This is a genomic window from Streptomyces sp. NBC_01255, assembly GCF_036226445.1.
Lineage (GTDB): Bacteria > Actinomycetota > Actinomycetes > Streptomycetales > Streptomycetaceae > Streptomyces.
Map to the genome: position 1 here is coordinate 2228160 of NZ_CP108474.1, position 15866 is coordinate 2244025.

Sequence of the window (15866 nt, forward strand, 5' to 3'; positions counted from 1 at the left end):
CCTCCAGGGGGCGCACGGAGCGGGAACGCCCGGAGGTGGAGTCGTCACGGGCCGACCGCCATTACCGCCGAGGCGGGCGACCCGTAACCGATCATCAGGCGGTGTTCCGGTACACCCCGGGTGAACACCCGGTGCCGTGAGGGTGGGTGGCTCAGCCGTTCGAGGCCACGAGCTCGTCGACCGTGCGGGCGACGGTGCCGAACAGATCGGAGACCGTCGTCAGGCTCGCGACCTGGAGCGCGTCCGACGCGACGACCGTGCCCGTGCCGTCCGGCGCCGCCAGGGGGCGGGTGGCGGTGGCCTCGGCGACCACGCTCGGGCGGTAGCCGAGGTTGAAGGCGCCCTGCGCGGTGAAGAGGACGCACATGTGCGTCATGAACCCGGCGATGACGAGGTCGCCGCCGGCGCCGCCGGCGAGGCCCTTGAGGGTCTCCTCCAGGTCCGTGCCGTGGAAGGCGTTCGGGACCTGCTTGACGACGACCTTCTCGCCCGCGATCGGGGCGACTTCGGCACTGATCGAGCCGATCTCGGCCCGGATGTCGTACGGAGTGCCCTCGCCGCCGTCGTTCACGACGTGCACGACGGGCGCGCCGGCGGCACGGGCGGCCGCGAGCAGGCGCGCGCCGGCGGCCACGGCCTCCTCGGCCCCGTCGAGCCGCATGACGCCGGTGCGGTAGGTGTTCTGGAAGTCGATCATGATCAGGGTGGACTCGCCCAGGCGCGGGAGCTCCTGGGGCAGGCCGATCACATCGCGCAGGGTGGTGGACGCGGTCATGGTGGTTCCTTTCGATGCGTTACGGGGCGGGGGGCGTCGCGCGCCTAGGAGAGGTCCTTCTTGGCGCCGTCGGGCGCGAGGTCGACGAGCTTCCCGTCGATGCCCTGCTCCTTGAACGCCGTCACCAGGGACTTCAGGTCTTCGGAGTAGATGTTCCAGCTGTCGGTGTGGACCGGGACGACCTTGCGGGGGTCGAGGTCCTTCGCCACCAGGGCCGCGTTCTTCGAGGTGAGGGTCAGCGGCGCGTTGTCGAGGATCGCGGGGGTGCGGGCGGCGCCGGCGAAGAGGACGGCCGTGTCGATGGGGCCGATCTCCTTCCTGACGCGGTCCCCTACCTGCTTCGCGACCTTGACCGAGGCGTTGTCGCCGGAGATGTAGGTGGTGGGGACGCCGTCGCCGCTGAGGACGAAGCCGGTGACCTCGCCGTCCGCCCCGCGGTCCACTCCGTCCGGCCCGTGCAGGGCGGGCACCGCGGTGACGGTGACGCTGCCGCCGGAGGTCTTCAGCTCGTGGGTGGCCCAGGCCTTCATGCCCGTGACGTGGTCGCCGAGGCGCTGCCGCGCGCCGGGCGTGGAGAGGACGACGGGCACGGTCTTGAGCAGCTCGCGGCCCTTGTCGTCGAGGTTGTCGTCGTGCTGGTCGTGCGAGAGCAGGACGGCGTCGATCTCGCCGACCGCGCCGGCGTCGACCGCCGGGGCCTGGATCTTCTCCAGGCCGCTCTTGTACTTCTTCGGCGCGTCGAAGGTCGGGTCGAGCAGGATGCGCAGGCCGGCGATCTCCAGGATCGTGGTCGGCCCGCCGACGTGCGTGGCGGTGAACGCGGGCTTGTCGCCCTCGGGCGTGGCCGATGCCTTCGCGCCGTCGGCGGTGTCCTTGCCGCCACAGGCGGCGAGGAGGGCCACGCCCGTGGTGGCTGCGACGGCGCCGGTGGCGACACGGAGGACAGTCGAACGGTTCATCGGGGATTACCAGCTCTCTCGTTGCGAACGAGCGACGTCCCGGAGGACGGATCGGAGGACGTCTCGGAGGACGTCTCGGAGGACGTCTCGGAGGCGGCCACCCCCCGGGGACGTTCATCACGCTAACACATCACGTAATCATCGATAACACCGTCTTGTTAGCGCTGTTATCGTGGGAGCCATGTCGACGGCACGAGAGCGCATCCTGGAAGCCACCGAGGAACTGCTCGCCACCAAGGACGCCCTGGCGATCTCGACCCGGGCCATCTGCGACCGGGCGAAGGTCGGCATGCCCGAGATCTATCGCCAGTTCGGCGACAAGCAGGGGCTGCTCACCGCGGTCGCCGACATCGGCTTCGAGCGGTTCCTCGCGGCCAAGAGGCGCAATCCGCTCACCGGCGATCCCGTGGCGGACCTGCGGACGGCCTGGGACAGCCACGTCGCGTTCGCGCTGCGCAACCCGTACCTGTACCGCTTGATGTTCACGCCGACGGGCGACGCCAAGCCGCAGGCGATCAAGGAGGCGCAGGCCATCCTCCTGACGGCCGTGGAGCGCTGCCGGGACGCCGGGCGGCTGCGCATGACCCCCGAGCTGGCCGGGCAGTCGATCCTCTCCGCCAACGTGGGCGTGTGCATGATGGCGCTGTCGTTCCCCGAACTGTTCGCGGGCGACGAGATCTCCTACGCGGTGCGCGACGCCGTCATCGGCAAGGCCACCGGGGACGAGCGCGAGGACTCCAGGATCGGCACGGCGACGGTCCTCGCCCAGGCGTTGGTCGGCACCCTCACGGGCACGTCACCCGTCAGCGGCGCCGCCCTCGACCACCTGACTCGCTCGCTCCGCCCGCCTACCGCGCCCCCGGAGGCGTAACGGCTTCGCGGCCGGGCCCTTCGGGGCGGGACCGCGAGCGGAAGGTGCGGCGGTACGCGTCCGGGGGCACGCCGACCGTGCGATGGAAGTGCCGGCGCAGCGTCGTGGCGGTGCCCATGCCGGTCGCCGTCGCGATGGCCTCGACGCTGTCGTCGGTGGCTTCCAGCAACTCCTGGGCGCGGCGGATGCGTTGCGTCAGCAGCCACTGGAGCGGGGTCGTGCCGGTCGCCGCCCTGAAATGGCGGCCCAGGTGGCGCGAGCTCATCCGCGCCTGACGGGCCAGGTCCTCCACGGTCAGCGGCCGGTCGAGGCGTTCGACGATCCAGGGGAGCAGGCCGGTGAGCGGGTGGTCGTCCTGGGCGGGTACCGGGGCGGTGACGAACTGGGCCTGGCCACCGGCCCGGTGCGGGGGCACCACCAGGCGGCGGGCGACCGTGTTGGCGATCGCCGGACCGTGGTCGAGGCGGACCAGATGCAGGCACAGGTCCATCGCTGCGGCCTTGCCGGCGGAGGTGAGCACGCTGCCGTTGTCCACGTAGAGCACGTCCGGATCGACCTCGACCCCGGGGTAGCGGTCGGCCAGGACCCGCGTGTGCGCCCAGTGCGTGGTCGCGCGCCGCCCGTCGAGGAGCCCTGCGGCGGCCAGGACGAACGCGCCCGTGCACAGGGAGACCACCCGCGCGCCCGCCTCGTGGGCCGCGCGCACGGCGTCGACCAGCTCGGCGGGCGGGTCCACGTCGACGTCGGCCCAGCCGGGGACGATCACCGTGTCGGCGTACGGGAGCCGGTCGAGCCCGTGGTCGGGCTCCAGGTGGAACCTGCCGACCCGCACGGCGCCGGGCCCGTGGACGGCGAACTCGTACCAGGGGTCGACCAGGTGGGTCAGGTCGGCGCCGAAAACCTCGTACGCCACGGAGAGTTCGAAGTGCAGCATTCCGTCGGTGACGGCCAACGCGACTGTCTTCATGTCCGAAATTGTACGCACCACGTCGTTCCAGACACTCACGTCGCTCGATCACCACCCCGCAAGATGTTCATAGTTGAACAACTCGGAGCGACAGGAGAAGTCGATGACTGCAGGTCAGGCGGTAGCGGTGTTCGGTGCTTACGGGCACACCGGGCGGTTCGTGGTGGCGGAGCTGCTGAACCGGGGCTTCGCGCCGGTCCTGACCGGACGCGACACGGACAAGCTGGAGGCGCTCGGCGCGTCCCACCCGGGGCTCGCCGTCCGGCCGGCCACGGTCGACGACGCGGCCTCGCTGGACCGCGCCCTGGCCGGCGTGGCCGCCGTGATCAACGTCGCCGGACCCTTCGCCTCGACGGCCGCCCCGGTGATCGAGGCGGCGCTGCGCGCCGGGATCCCGTACGTGGACGTGGCCGCCGAGCTGGAGGCCAACGCCGACACCTTCGAGCGGTTCGCGGACCGCGCCGCCGACGCAGGAACGGTCGTGATCCCGGCGATGGCCTTCTTCGGCGGCCTCGGCGACCTGCTGGTCACCGCGGCGATGGGCGACTGGACCTCGGCCGACGAGGCCCATGTCGCGTACGCGCTGAGCAGCTGGCACCCCACCGCCGGAACCCGGAGCGCGGGCACCGTCTCCCGGGAGCGCAGGGAGGGCCGGCGCGTCGTGTTCAGCGAGGGCCGGATGCAGTACCGCGACGACGCTCCGCCGACGACGAAGTGGTCCTTCCCCGACCCGACCGGCGTCCGGTCCGTCATCGGCGAGTTCACGATGGCCGACGTCGTCACCGTCCCGAGCCACCTGGCCATCCCCGAGGTGCGCACCTACATGACGGTGGAGGCGGCCAGGGACGTGGTGGCGCCGGAGACGCCGGCGCCGACCGCGGTCGACGAAAGCGGTCGCTCGGACCAGACCTTCGTCGTCGACGTCGTCGTGCGCTCCGGCGACGAGGAACGGCGTGCCACGGCGAGCGGCCAGGACATCTACGCCTTCAGCGCGCCGCTCGCGGTGGAAGCGGTCCACCGCGTCCTCACGGGGCAGGTCAGGACGGTCGGCGTCGCCTCCGCCGGTGCGATCTTCGACGCACCGGACTTCCTCCGCGCGCTGTCCGAGCGGACGTCGCTGTCCGTCGGACCGCGTGGGTGAGGAGCTCGTCAGCGGGCGGCGGGTTCGTCGGCGACGGCGGGCTCACCCGAGGAGGGAAGCAGTTGCGGGACGCCGTCGACGATCGGATAGCGCCGGCGCAGGCGCGGGTTGTAGAGAGCGCCCCGGAGCTCGTCCAGGATCAGCGGCCCCTTGTCGAGCGGGCAGGCGAGAATCTTCAGCAGCGGGCTGTCGGGCTTCATGACCGGGTTCCTTCGGGTGTGGGGGTGTTCGTCTCGTGTCGCGGCAGGGTGAGCAGGACCGTCAGCGCCAGTACGGTGCCGCCGAGACGCAGTAACAGCCGCAACGGGTCGTCGGGGAGCGGCTCGTCGAACGCGATCGTGCCGCTCACGATGGAGAACACGCAGCTCACCGTCGAGCACACCGGGACGATCAGGGACGCCCGGCAGCGCTGCAGGGCGGTCTGCGACAGCACCAGTCCGCTGACGCCTGTCAGCAGCAGGAGGTACGGGTACGGGGAGGCCAGCACGGCGGGCACGGAGCCCATGAGGTCCTCGGTGTCCAGGTGCCCGGAGACGCCCTTGATCGCGAGCGAGCTGACGCCGTAGATCAGACCGACGGCGACCGCGTAGGCCACTCCGGTGGTCGGCTGCCGATGCCGTCGGCGGGCACGCCGCTCCGCGGCCGCGTAGAGCACGAGACCGGCCGCGAGGGTCGGCAGGCACAGGGCCAGCAGGATTCCGGTGGGAGCGGTACGGCTGATCTCCTCGCTGGTCTCGTAGAGCGAGGCCACCACCATCACAAGGGCCAGACCGATGACGGCCACCGCACGCCGCTCGCGGCCGGAGGGCCGCTCGCCGAGCACCACCGACGAGAGCACGAGCAGGAGGACGAGACCGGACAGGAACAGACCCTGGGCAGCGGCGATCGGCAGGGTGCGGTACACGGCCAGCTGCGCGGCGAACCCCAGGGCCAGCGCCACCGCCCCGCAGATCCACAAGGGCCGGCCGGCCAGCAGCAGGAGGGCCCGTCCCGGCTGTGCGGCGCTCAACGGCGGCATGCCGGCCAGCGCCCGCTTCTCCAGGACGAAGCCGGTGCTGTACAGGACGTTCGCCACCAGCGCGGCGGCCACACCCCACACCACGGGCTACTCCCTTCTCGCGTGCACGAGGAGGATGGACGCGAGCGACGGCGCCCCGCAGGCCAGCCGGTCCAGCGGGCGGAGCGGGCGCGGGACTCCGTGGAACGGCGCACCGGCGACCTTCACCACCTCGAACCCGGACGCCGCCACGAACTCGCGCAACGCGCGGGCCGTGTACAGCCGCAGATGGCCCACGACCTCGCTGCCCGGCCTGCCGTGGATACGACGCAGGCTCACCTCGGAGAACACCGGCTGGACTCCGGCGAGCAGCAGCGCGCGGTTGTACCAGGCACCGAGGTTCGGAGTGGAGAGCATGAGATGCCCGCCGGGCCGCAGGACCCTCCGCAGTTCGTCGAGGGCACTGTCGGGGTCGACAAGGTGCTCGACGACCTCGCTGAACAGCACGGCGTCGGCACTGCCGGAGGCGAACGGCAGCCCGCTGCCGGTCAGCTCGCCGCGGACGACCTGGCTGAGGCGCGGGGCCGCCCGGCGCAGGGCGTCCTGCGACCAGTCGATTCCCACGATGCGGTGCCCGTCGAGTACGCGGGCCGCGATCGCGCCCGCCGAGCCGTCCCCGCAGCCCACGTCGAGCACGGTCGCGGCCGGGCGGCCGGGCCCCACGGGGCCGAGCGCGTCGGCCAGCATCCGGGCCTGCCGCAGTGTCCGGGCTTCCCCGGAGGCGACGGGAACGGTGGGGTTCTCGTAGAAGTCCCGCAGCCCGGGGGTGCGCGGGCCCGACGAAGTCGCCGCCGTCTCGGGCGGCTTGCCGGTTGCTGCCGAGCCGGTGGCTGAACTGGTCATGACGGCCTCTTGTGGTTGTCCTGGGGGAAGCGGGATCCGGCCGGCGTCGTGTCCGGATGCGGTGTGCCGGGGTGGGACGGCCCGGCCGTGGCGTCCTCCTCGGCTTCCCCGGCCGGAGCGTCCGAGGCCTGGGCATCCTCGGCCTGGGTGAGAGACGTCGTCGACAGCGACTCCGCGAACAGGCCCGCCAGTTCCGCACCTGCCGCGTCGCCGAGCAGCGCCCGCGACCAGCGCAACGTCACATGCAGTCGCCCGCCGGTGGAAGCCGCCGCCACGCTCAGCCCGCGCGGCATCCGCGCCGGTGCGGAGAACCACACGGCCGTCGCCCGGCCCGCGTCGCCGAAGTCCAGCGCGTACGGCACACGTCCGATGTTGGTGACCAGAGCCGTCGACGTCCAGGAGGCAGCCGCCCGCCGTGCACCACGGGTGAGCACGCCCCGGACACCGACCGGCAGCAGCGGTGCGGTCAGCAGACTCGCCCCGGCGCCCATGGGGGCGCCTTGGGCCGACTTCAGCGCGCGGGTGCGCCGGGCGGTGGTGCGCAGCAGCCGGGCCACGGCCTCCGGGTCCGGCCACGCACCGAGCAGCAGCTCCGTGTCGAGAGGGTCCTCGGAGGTCATGGCCACCTCGACGAGCCGGGTTCCGTTGCCCATCGGCATCTCCGTGCCGCGCGGACGGTCGTCCACGGGCATCGTGAGCCGTACCGGACCGGCCGACCGGCCTTGCGAGACGTTCCAGCGACCCACCATCAGTGACGTGGCGACAAGCAGTTGGTCGTTGACGGTCCAGGGCGGAAGACGTCCGTTCCGCCCTGCGCGCCGCGGAACGGGCAGGTCCACCTGCACCATGCCGTTGCCCACGGCACGGGCGCGTGCCGGCCCGGGGCGGGAGTCCGGCGCGACCCGTACGGGCCGCTCCCGTACGGTGCGGCCGGTGGCGCGGGCCCCGCTCGGAGCCGAACCCGAGCGCCCGGGCCGGACCCGCCCGGGAACCGGGAGGGCTGCCGTGCCGCCGTACTGTTCGGCGGTCGTGGCGAGCACCCGCAGCCCCGACCCTGCGTCGAGGGCCGTGTGATGCATCGTCAGCAGCAATACGGTCGCGCTCTCTTCCACCTGGACGACTTCCAGGCGCATCGGCGGCGCCAGGGTGAGCGGCGGGCATTCCGTCAGGGCCCGGGTCCGGGCCCGGGCCAGGGCGTCAGGGCCCCGCCCCGCGAAACTCACCGGATCGCTGTCCGGCCGACCGGTCAGTTCCCACGCGAAGGACCGCCGGTGCCCACGGTCGGGCACTTCCCGGGCCAGCACCCTGGGGTGTGTCAGCAGCGCCCGCTGGAACGCGGCCCGCAGCCGTACCGGGTCCGGCCTTCCGGGCAGATGGACCTCGATGTGCACGCTCTCCGGCTCGTCGTCACTGAGGCAGTGCCGCGACACCTCGTCGACGGTCGGAAAGGGAATCCGAACCCTGCCGGGAGGGGTGGCGGTACCCCTCCCGGCGGCGGTCCACGGCGCGGTCACGAGGGGCCACCGCCTTCCGGCCGCCAGAGGGGCGGCTCGGGCCGGCGCCCGTCGCCGGTGCTTCGCGGCCTGGCCGTGACCACCGGTCCTGCTTCCGGCGCGCCGGAACCGTCGTCGTCGTGCCCGTCGCCGTCCTCCCACCCGGCGTCTCCTCCGTGCCCGGCGTCTCCTCCGTGCCCGGCGTCATCACCGCGCTCGGCGGCCGCGGACGTCGGCCTCACCGCCGTCACCAGCGCGGCGGACAGGGCCACCAGCGTGAGCACCTGCGCCAAACCGCTGAACGCGCCGGTCCCGTCGGCGACCGGATCCCCGGCGCCCAGGGCCGTGACAAGCCCGGCGCCGGCCATCGCCGCCGCCGCTGTCGGCACCAGCACGCCCGGCCGGAACCGCGCCGCCACGGCGAGTACGGGCACGACCAGGGCCAGCGGCCCCGCCACCACCGCGACGACCGCGGTCAGCGCGAGCGTTCCGAGCAGCATCCCCGGGGCCGCCGGTTCGGGCAGCTGCTCGTCGGTGCCGTCGTCGTCGCGCCGGCGGCCGGCGAAGGCCAGGGCGGCCAGTGCGACGAGCGCGAGCGCACCGCCGATCAGGGCTGTCCGGTACGTCCCGGAGGGCTCGAACTCCATGGTCACCGTGCCGGACGCCCCGGCCGGGATCACCCAGGCCTGCTGCCAGCCGTCGAGGCGCACCGCCTCCAGCTCCGTGCCGTCCAGGGTCGCTTTCCAGCCGTCGTTGGCGTTCTCGTAGGTCCGCAGGTAGGCGGCCTCGCCGTCGCCCGCCGACACCGAGACGGTCCGGCTGTCGTCGGTCCACCTGGTGACGGTGGCCTCACGACCCGCCGCTCCCTCCAGGGCCCGCGGGGTGCCGCGGGTCAGCGTGACGTCGGTGATCGCCAGCGGGCCCGCGTCGGCCGCCTCCACCTCGTGATCGCCGGACGGGAGCTCCAGGGTGCCGTCCTTCTCCTCGCCCGCGCAGAGGGTGACGGTGACGGGACGCCGCTCGGTGAGGTCCCGGACGAGTCCGGAGGCCTTCGTCTTGTGCAGGACACCGCCCACGGCGAGGTCCGGGCCCTCACCGCACGGCAGCGAGAAGCGCGCGGACGCCTTCGGTCGCGGCACCAGCAGATCGGCCAGTGCGGGGACGTGCACCTCGCTCAGCCCGACGGGCAGCTGCAACTGCGCGTCCGCCACCGGGTTGTGGACGGTGAGCGGCGCGACCCGGGTGATGGTGATGTCGAGCCGGTTCGTCTCGATCTCCGGGAAGCGGACCCGCCCGTTCTCGTCCACGTCGGCCACCGCGGCGCCGTGCGGGGAGCTGATCATCACCTGCTCCGGCCGGGTGGACACCCCGCCCGCCGGCGCGAGGATGATCTCGTCGATCTTCTTCATGCCGGGCCAGCTCAGGTGGACGACCGGCCGGTCACCCGCGATCCAGGCGGTCGTCAGATCGCCGTCGACCAGGTTGCGGGCGCCGAGCGACGTGCCGTTGCGGCTGGTGGAGTCCACGGCGGCCGTCAGCCGGTTCTTCGGTCCGGAGGCCGAACGGTCGAGCAGTTCGTCCAGGGCGCCCCCGGGTACGGCGACGGCTCGCGCCGACACCTGGTACTCGCCCGATTCCTCGGTGCTGAACCGCCGGTGCAGTCCCACCTCGGCCGACGCGGGCGACAAGCCGCCCGCGTCGGTACCGCGGTGCAGGGAGTACACGGTCGCCGCCGCGTCGGTGCGCGCCGCGTCGGCGGGCAGCACCAGCATGCGCGTCACCTGCACGTCCGGAACCGACACCTCGGAGAATCCGGCACCGGAGAGGCCCGGGCGCGCCTGTTGCGCGGCAAGGACGGTGATCTTCATCCAGGAGGCCTCGCCGACGGGAGCCTTGACGGTCTGCGGCAGGCCGTTCGTCTTCAAAGGGCTGTCGGCCGAACCTCGGTCGGTCTCGATCCGCACCTGTGTGGGCGCCGCGCGCATGGCGTCGCCCGGCAGGGGCGTCAGCTGGAGGGAGGCCGGGATGTCGGTCGGCTGGGAGAAGTCCACTCGGAGCCACTGTCCGACCGGCTCGCCGGGGCTGCCCTCGGCCCACGCGGTGTCCGGGTTGCCGTCGAAGGCGTTCACCGGGTCGTACTGCGGCAGGTGGAACAGCCAGTTGCCACTGCTGGAAGCCGTCACGGACGCGGCGCCGCGCAGCACCGCCGTCGTCTGGTGCTCGGTGCCCTCCGACGGCAGGATCTGCTTGGGCTTCTCACCCGGGTTCTGCAGGCTGCCGGAGTGATTGCGCTCGTCCGCGGTGTAGGTGTACGAGGTGTTGTTGTTGACCAGGCCGAACCGGGTGTCGGCTCGGCGCAGCCCGTCCGCGACCGCCTTCACCGGTGCGACGACGCCCTTGGGAAGCGTGTCCCCGGCCAGTACGGCCGGCCGCCCGGCCATCGAGGGATCGGCGGACAGCTGGAGCAGCGCCTCCGGTCCGCCACTGACCACGGCCGTGTCGGCCACGGCCGAGACACCGACCCGGCCGGGCTTCCCGTCGCTGTCCTGCGGCTGGTAGATCTCCACGGCCTGGAGCCGCGGATAGAGCCCCTGCACCTGGAGCGGGGTGTCGGCGGCGATGCGTCCACCGGTCACCAGCGGGCCGAACCCGGTGACCTTGCGGTAGCCGGACGCTTCCAGGGTCCGTTTCACCGTCTGCGGCGGGACGTAGCCGATCTGGTCGGGGTCGAGGTCGTTGCGGACGACGACCTCGTGCATGCCGGCCCGGGCGAGGTACGCGCGAAGGCCCGGAACCTCGGCGCCGGACAGCAGCGCCTGCTCGACGGCGTCCGTCATGCGGCGTGCTCCGGGAGTGCCGAAGGGGACGAAGTCCCGCTGCGCCCAGGGGGTTTCGGCCAGCACGTCGAACGGCTGGTCGATGGGGGAACCCCAGGTGTAGATGCCGTGCGCCGTCGCCGGGACGACCAGGGCCCGGCTGTGCCGGGCGTGGTCCTTGAGCCAGCCGGCGGCCTTCTCCCAGTGGGTGGGCAGCTTGGTGAACGCCCCGGGCTGGAGGATCGAGCCGTTGACGTACGGGAGCAGCAGACCGGGCAGTACCAGCACCGCCGCGGTCGCGGGCACCCAGCGGCGACCGCGGAGTGCGCGAGAACCTCTGTTCTCGGACAGCACGGCTGTCAGATGGGTCAGTCCGAGGACGAGCGCGAGGGCCAGTCCCGGCTGGAACTTGTAGATGTTGCGGAACGGCTTCAACGGACCGTTCAGCCAGTCCTGGACGGCACCGTGGAACGGACCGCCGAAGGCTCCGCCGTACCCGGCGAGCGCGATCAGGACGACGGCCAGCACGGTCAGGAGCAGCCAGCGGCGCTCCGGCAGGTCCCGCCGGGCAAGGCCCGCGAGGCCCAGCGCCGCGGCGAACGCCGAACCGAGAACGGTGATGACGGAGGTCGCGACGGTCCAGCCGGCCGGCAGCCACGCCTCGCCGAAGTGCAGATAGGCCACCCAGTTGCCGGCGCCGCGCAGCAGCTCGGCCGCGGACATGGTGGCGGTGGTGGTGTCGGCCTGCTCGACGTACGGCATGAAGTTCTCGCCGTACGTGCCGAGCAGGAGCAGCGGCACCACCCACCACACGGTGGCGAGGACGACGCCCGGTATCCACCAGCCGAGGAGCGCGCGTCGGCGCCGGCCGGGCGGGCGGCTGAGGAGGTACAAGCCCACGGGCAGCAGCGCGGCCAGTGTCGAGGCGGCGTTCACGCCGCCCATGAAGGGGATCAGCAGGGCCGAACGGGCGGCGGCCTTCCGGGGGCTCGACGCCGAGGAGGTCAGCGGCAGCAGCACCCAGGGCAGCAGGGCGCCGGGCAGCGCGGCGGCGGAAGTCGATCCGATGACGATCGTGAAGGTGGGCCACAGCGCGTAGACCACGGCGCCGAGGACCCGGGACGCGGGCGTACCCACGCGCAGCCGCTCGGCGAGCCTGAGCGCGCCCCAGAAGGCGGCGGTCACGATGACCGAGAGCCAGAGGCGTTCGGCCAGCCAGACCGGCACCTGCAGCAGGTCCATGAACGCGTAGTAGGGAAGTGCCGGGAAGGCGTAGCCGACGTACTGGTTGGCTATGCCGCCGAGGCCGACGTTCCCGTTCCAGAGCGAACCGAGGTCGCCGAGGAAACGCCAGGGGTCGAGGGCGACGCCGAGTTTGGTCTCGAACGTCATCTTCCCGGGTGACACCGCGAGGAACGCCGCCAGGACGACGGCCCAGAAGCCGAACAGCAGGCGTCGTCCGCGCGGTTCGCCGGACGCCGCCGACGGCGTCGGGCCGGGCTGCGGCACCCAGGTGGGCGCCTGGACCGTAGTGGTCATGACCGTTCCTCGCTTCGCATGCTCATGGGCTTCGCCTGAGAATCAGCAGCAGATTCCAGGTGGCGATCTCGCGGAGTCCCGGCACCCGGGTGATCGTGCTCGCGAGGAACGGCCAGTAGCGGGACCGCGCTGTCACGACCTGCACGTCGTCGCGACCGCGGACGTGCCGCAGGGTGGAACCGATGTGGACGGGGAAGAGGTTCTCCCCGAGCGTGTGCTTGGCCGCGCGGCCGGTGCGCCGTTCGTAGCGCGCGCGGGCCCGGTCGGCCCCGAGGTAGTGCCACGGCGCGGTCTCATGACCGCCCCAGGGCGAGAGCCAGTTGGTGAACGACAGGTAGATCAGCCCGCCGGGGCGGGTGACCCGTGCCATTTCGCTGATGAACGTCTGCGGGTCCGACACGTGCTCGAGCACGTTGGACGAGAAGCACACGTCCGCGGCGCCGTCGGCGAGCGGCAGGAGATACCCGTCGGCGAGGACCGCGTCCTCGGCGGTACGGCCGCGGGCGTTCAGCTCCCGCGGGTCGGGCTCGAACAGGTAGCTCTGCGCGCCACGGCGGCGGAACTCCTCGGTGAAGTGGCCGCTGCCGCCGCCGACATCGACGACGATCTTGTCGGTCAGGTCGACATGGCGTGCCACCTGTGCGACCGAGTCACGCGCCAGCAAGGTGTAGCACCGCTCGGGATCGCTGGGTTCGCGCATGAACGCCCGGAAGAGGGCGGCCGATCGCCTCAGCGACGGATCCTTGAATCCGTGTTCGGTGGTCTCAGCCACGGACATTCCTCCCGCGTCCCGGGGGCGCGGTGCGGGCCACGGCCTCGGCGGCGACCGCCTGGAACTGACGGACCGTCGCGCTCCAGCGGAAGCGCTCGGCGCGCTGCGCGGCGGAACGCCCCATGGCCGCGCGCCGGTCGGCACTGAGGGACAGGGCGCACCACGCGGCGGCGAACGAACTCTCGCCCCGGGCGAGCACCCCGGTCTCCCCGTCCTCGATGGAGTCGCGCAGGCCGGGTATGTCGAATCCGATCGCGGGGGTGGCCCGCGCGGCCGCCTCGGTGACGACCAGCCCCCAGCCTTCGACGAGGGAGGGGTGCAGCAGCAGCCACGCCTCGCACATCAGCCGGTGCTTCTCGGCTTCCGACACCCGGCCGGCGAACGTCACGGAGGGGCCGGCCATCGCTTCGAGCCGCTCCCGTTCGGGGCCGTCACCCACGATGACGAGGCGGCCGCCGGTGACGGGGCGCACCCGCTCCCACAGCCGGAGGAGCAGGTCGACGCGCTTGTACTCCACCAGTCGTCCGACGGCCAGGAACAGCGGTTCCTTCGCCTCCGGCAGCAGGGGGCCGGGTTCCTCGACACCGTTGTTGACGATCCGGATGCGGTCCGCGGCCACGCCGATGGCGCGCAGCTCGGAGGCGGTCGACTCGGAGACGGCCACCATCAGGTTGTCGCGGTGGATCCCGGTCAGTGCCCAGTGCTCCAGCCTGCGTCCGAGGCGTGCCGCCGGGCCCGGGTAGCGCATCTGCCACAGATCGGTGTGTACGTGGTTGACCAGGCACAACGTCGCTCCGCGGTGCCACAGCGGCGCCAGGTACGGCATGCCGTTGCACACTTCGACCAACAGGTCGCAGGTGCCGACCTCGCGGGCGAAGGTCGCCTTGGCGCGCGGGAAGTGACTTGCGTCGCCTCCCGCGGAGACCACCCGGTAGTCGCGTGCGGCGGCCGGGCCGCCGCACACGAGCGTGACCTCATGACCGTCGGCGGTCAGACCGTCGGCTATCCGGTCGATGAGCAGTTCTGAGCCGCCAGCGGCCTGGTTGGCCAGATCGCGGCGGGCGAGGAAGGTGATCCGACGCGGCACGGGCGCCCCGGAGGACGCGACGTGCGGGTCGAGAGCGAGCGGGTCGGTGAGATGGCTGCCGGTGCGGGCTTGAGCGGGGACGGAACGTGAGTCCTTCTGGCCCGGGGCCAGAGCGGACGAGCGCTGGGGCATAGAGGTGCTCCAACTCGGCGGCTGCGGGTGGGATGCGCATGGGGATGCGCATGTCGGTCTGCCGGGCTTCCGGGGATGAAGCGCTGGGCTGGCTCGTACGGGGGTACTGCGGGCGCTGCGGTGGGCGGGCTGCCGAGGGCGGCAGCCGGTACGAACGGAAACGTTGGCCTTACCGCGGGGTAACATCAGTGTTCGTTCAAGCATTCGTTCCGGCTACTCACACCGATGACAATTTCGGGACTTCGGGCGACCCCGTTTTCCTCACTCCGGTGAGTGCTCGCCCCGCCGGGAGCCGCGGATCAGCAGCACGGCGCCGGCGATGGCCAGCAGACCGCCCGCGACGCCGCCCGCGAGGGGCGCGGTCTCGCCGAGCAGCTTCAGTCGGCCGCTGTCCTCGGAGGCCAGCTCGACCTGCTCGCGCCGGGTCGCGTCCGTGAACTCCAGCCGCTCGCTGGCCAGCAGGGTGACCGCGTCCTTCTCGGAACCCGGGGCCCGCAGCGTCTTCCTCGGCGCGATCAGCGCGTTCATGATCCGCCCCGTGCGCTGGTCCACGGTCAGCTCGATCCTCGCGTTCGAGTACCACTCCTCCGCCGCCACCTGGCCCGGCTTCGAGCTGCCCACCAGCACCCCGGGCACCAGACGGGTGCCGGTCGGGGTGGCCTTGACGCTGCCGACGAAGCGGTAGCCCTCGCGCCCGCCGACCCTGGCGACCTCCTGGAACTCCAGCGGCACGGTGGCGCCCAGGGTGCTGTCCCACCAGGAGTAGGAGCGCTTCTCGACGTCGAACGGGAACTTCAGGTAGGCCTCGCCCTCGAACGCGGGCTTCTCGTCGCAGCAGCGCACCGGCAGGTTCGTCCGGCGGTCGGTCACCCAGCGCTCGGTGGTCCACTGCAGGGATTTCCGCGGGTCGCCCAGCGCAAGCGTCTTCGGCGAGTCGATCTGCGTCGAAACGTCCCAGATCGCGTTTCCGCTGCGCTCGCCGCCCGCGACGTCCCCCAGCACCCGGCGGGTGATCGTGATCGTCTGGCCGTCCACCGTGGAGACGGACCCGGTGTCGAAGTAGCTGCCCCGACCGCTGAAGACCGTCGTGGAATCCACATCGGTCGGTGTGCGCTTGGCGCGCGGCTCCACGTACCAGACCAGCAGTTGGGTGAGCACCAGCAGGAAGACACCGACACCCAGCAGAATCAGGGACAAAGGTGATATTGAACGACGCATACGGGTACTCCAATACGGGCGCGGCGTGCGGGGGGCTCGTGGGCCGTGCGGGAAGGAGGCGCACACACGGGGTGCAGCCTGTCCGGGGCGAGAGTGCGTACCCGGGAGTAACAGTCCTGTGGCGGCGAAATTAGGCGGCTCTTGACCACCTGTCAATGCGCCTCCCATACTGGCGGCGCCGGACCGGGCCGGCGCG

At 72.2% G+C, this 15866-nt stretch carries 13 protein-coding genes; 2 read left to right on the forward strand and 11 right to left on the reverse strand.

Annotation, left to right across the window (positions count from 1 at the left end; genetic code table 11):
* Positions 1-151: 151 nt before the first annotated feature.
* Both OG357_RS09670 and OG357_RS09675 read right to left on the reverse strand, forming a co-directional pair.
* Complete coding sequence (locus tag OG357_RS09670; RefSeq protein WP_329620774.1) at positions 152-775, reverse strand: isochorismatase family protein; 624 nt, start codon at positions 773-775, stop codon at positions 152-154.
* Between the two features lie 44 nt (positions 776-819).
* Positions 820-1734 carry an MBL fold metallo-hydrolase gene (locus tag OG357_RS09675; protein WP_329620775.1) on the reverse strand — a complete coding sequence of 305 codons (915 nt, stop codon included), beginning with the start codon at positions 1732-1734 and terminating at the stop codon, positions 820-822.
* A 181-nt stretch (positions 1735-1915) separates the two neighbouring features.
* Here OG357_RS09675 and OG357_RS09680 point away from each other — a divergent pair, with 181 nt between their 5' ends.
* The gene (locus tag OG357_RS09680; RefSeq protein WP_329620776.1) at positions 1916-2605 is read left to right on the forward strand and encodes a TetR/AcrR family transcriptional regulator; all 690 of its coding nucleotides are present in this window, start codon (positions 1916-1918) and stop codon (positions 2603-2605) included.
* Here OG357_RS09680 and OG357_RS09685 read toward each other — a convergent pair.
* Entirely contained in the window at positions 2583-3572 is a 990-nt protein-coding gene (locus tag OG357_RS09685; RefSeq protein WP_329620777.1) for a helix-turn-helix domain-containing protein, read from the reverse strand. The two genes, OG357_RS09680 and OG357_RS09685, sit on opposite strands and share 23 nt — an antisense overlap.
* Positions 3573-3675: 103 nt before the next feature.
* Here OG357_RS09685 and OG357_RS09690 point away from each other — a divergent pair, with 103 nt between their 5' ends.
* Positions 3676-4713 carry a saccharopine dehydrogenase family protein gene (locus OG357_RS09690; protein WP_329620778.1) on the forward strand — a complete coding sequence of 346 codons (1038 nt, stop codon included), beginning with the start codon at positions 3676-3678 and terminating at the stop codon, positions 4711-4713.
* Between the two features lie 8 nt (positions 4714-4721).
* Here OG357_RS09690 and OG357_RS09695 read toward each other — a convergent pair whose 3' ends face one another.
* The 8 genes from OG357_RS09695 to OG357_RS09730 all read right to left on the reverse strand — a co-directional run bounded on the left by OG357_RS09695 (position 4722) and on the right by OG357_RS09730 (position 15670).
* On the reverse strand, positions 4722-4913 hold the full coding sequence (locus tag OG357_RS09695) for a Trm112 family protein (protein ID WP_443066652.1): 192 nt from the start codon (positions 4911-4913) through the stop codon (positions 4722-4724).
* Entirely contained in the window at positions 4910-5815 is a 906-nt protein-coding gene (locus tag OG357_RS09700) for a DMT family transporter (RefSeq protein ID WP_329620779.1), read from the reverse strand. The genes OG357_RS09695 and OG357_RS09700 overlap by 4 nt, the downstream gene beginning before the upstream one ends.
* 3 nt (positions 5816-5818) lie before the next feature.
* Entirely contained in the window at positions 5819-6613 is a 795-nt protein-coding gene (locus OG357_RS09705; protein ID WP_329620780.1) for a class I SAM-dependent methyltransferase, read from the reverse strand.
* The gene (locus tag OG357_RS09710) at positions 6610-8127 is read right to left on the reverse strand and encodes a condensation protein (protein WP_443066653.1); all 1518 of its coding nucleotides are present in this window, start codon (positions 8125-8127) and stop codon (positions 6610-6612) included. Before OG357_RS09710 ends, OG357_RS09705 begins: the two co-directional genes overlap by 4 nt.
* A complete protein-coding gene (locus OG357_RS09715) occupies positions 8124-12461 on the reverse strand; it encodes an alpha-(1->3)-arabinofuranosyltransferase domain-containing protein (RefSeq protein WP_329620782.1) in 4338 nt (1445 codons plus the stop codon). The genes OG357_RS09710 and OG357_RS09715 overlap by 4 nt, the downstream gene beginning before the upstream one ends.
* Before the next feature lie 22 nt (positions 12462-12483).
* A complete protein-coding gene (locus tag OG357_RS09720; RefSeq protein ID WP_443066654.1) occupies positions 12484-13239 on the reverse strand; it encodes a class I SAM-dependent methyltransferase in 756 nt (251 codons plus the stop codon).
* Entirely contained in the window at positions 13226-14452 is a 1227-nt protein-coding gene (locus OG357_RS09725; RefSeq protein WP_329620783.1) for a glycosyltransferase family 4 protein, read from the reverse strand. The genes OG357_RS09720 and OG357_RS09725 overlap by 14 nt, the downstream gene beginning before the upstream one ends.
* Before the next feature lie 261 nt (positions 14453-14713).
* Positions 14714-15670, reverse strand: a complete 957-nt coding sequence (locus OG357_RS09730) for a DUF3068 domain-containing protein (RefSeq protein ID WP_329620784.1) — start codon at positions 15668-15670, stop codon at positions 14714-14716.
* Positions 15671-15866: the final 196 nt, after the last annotated feature.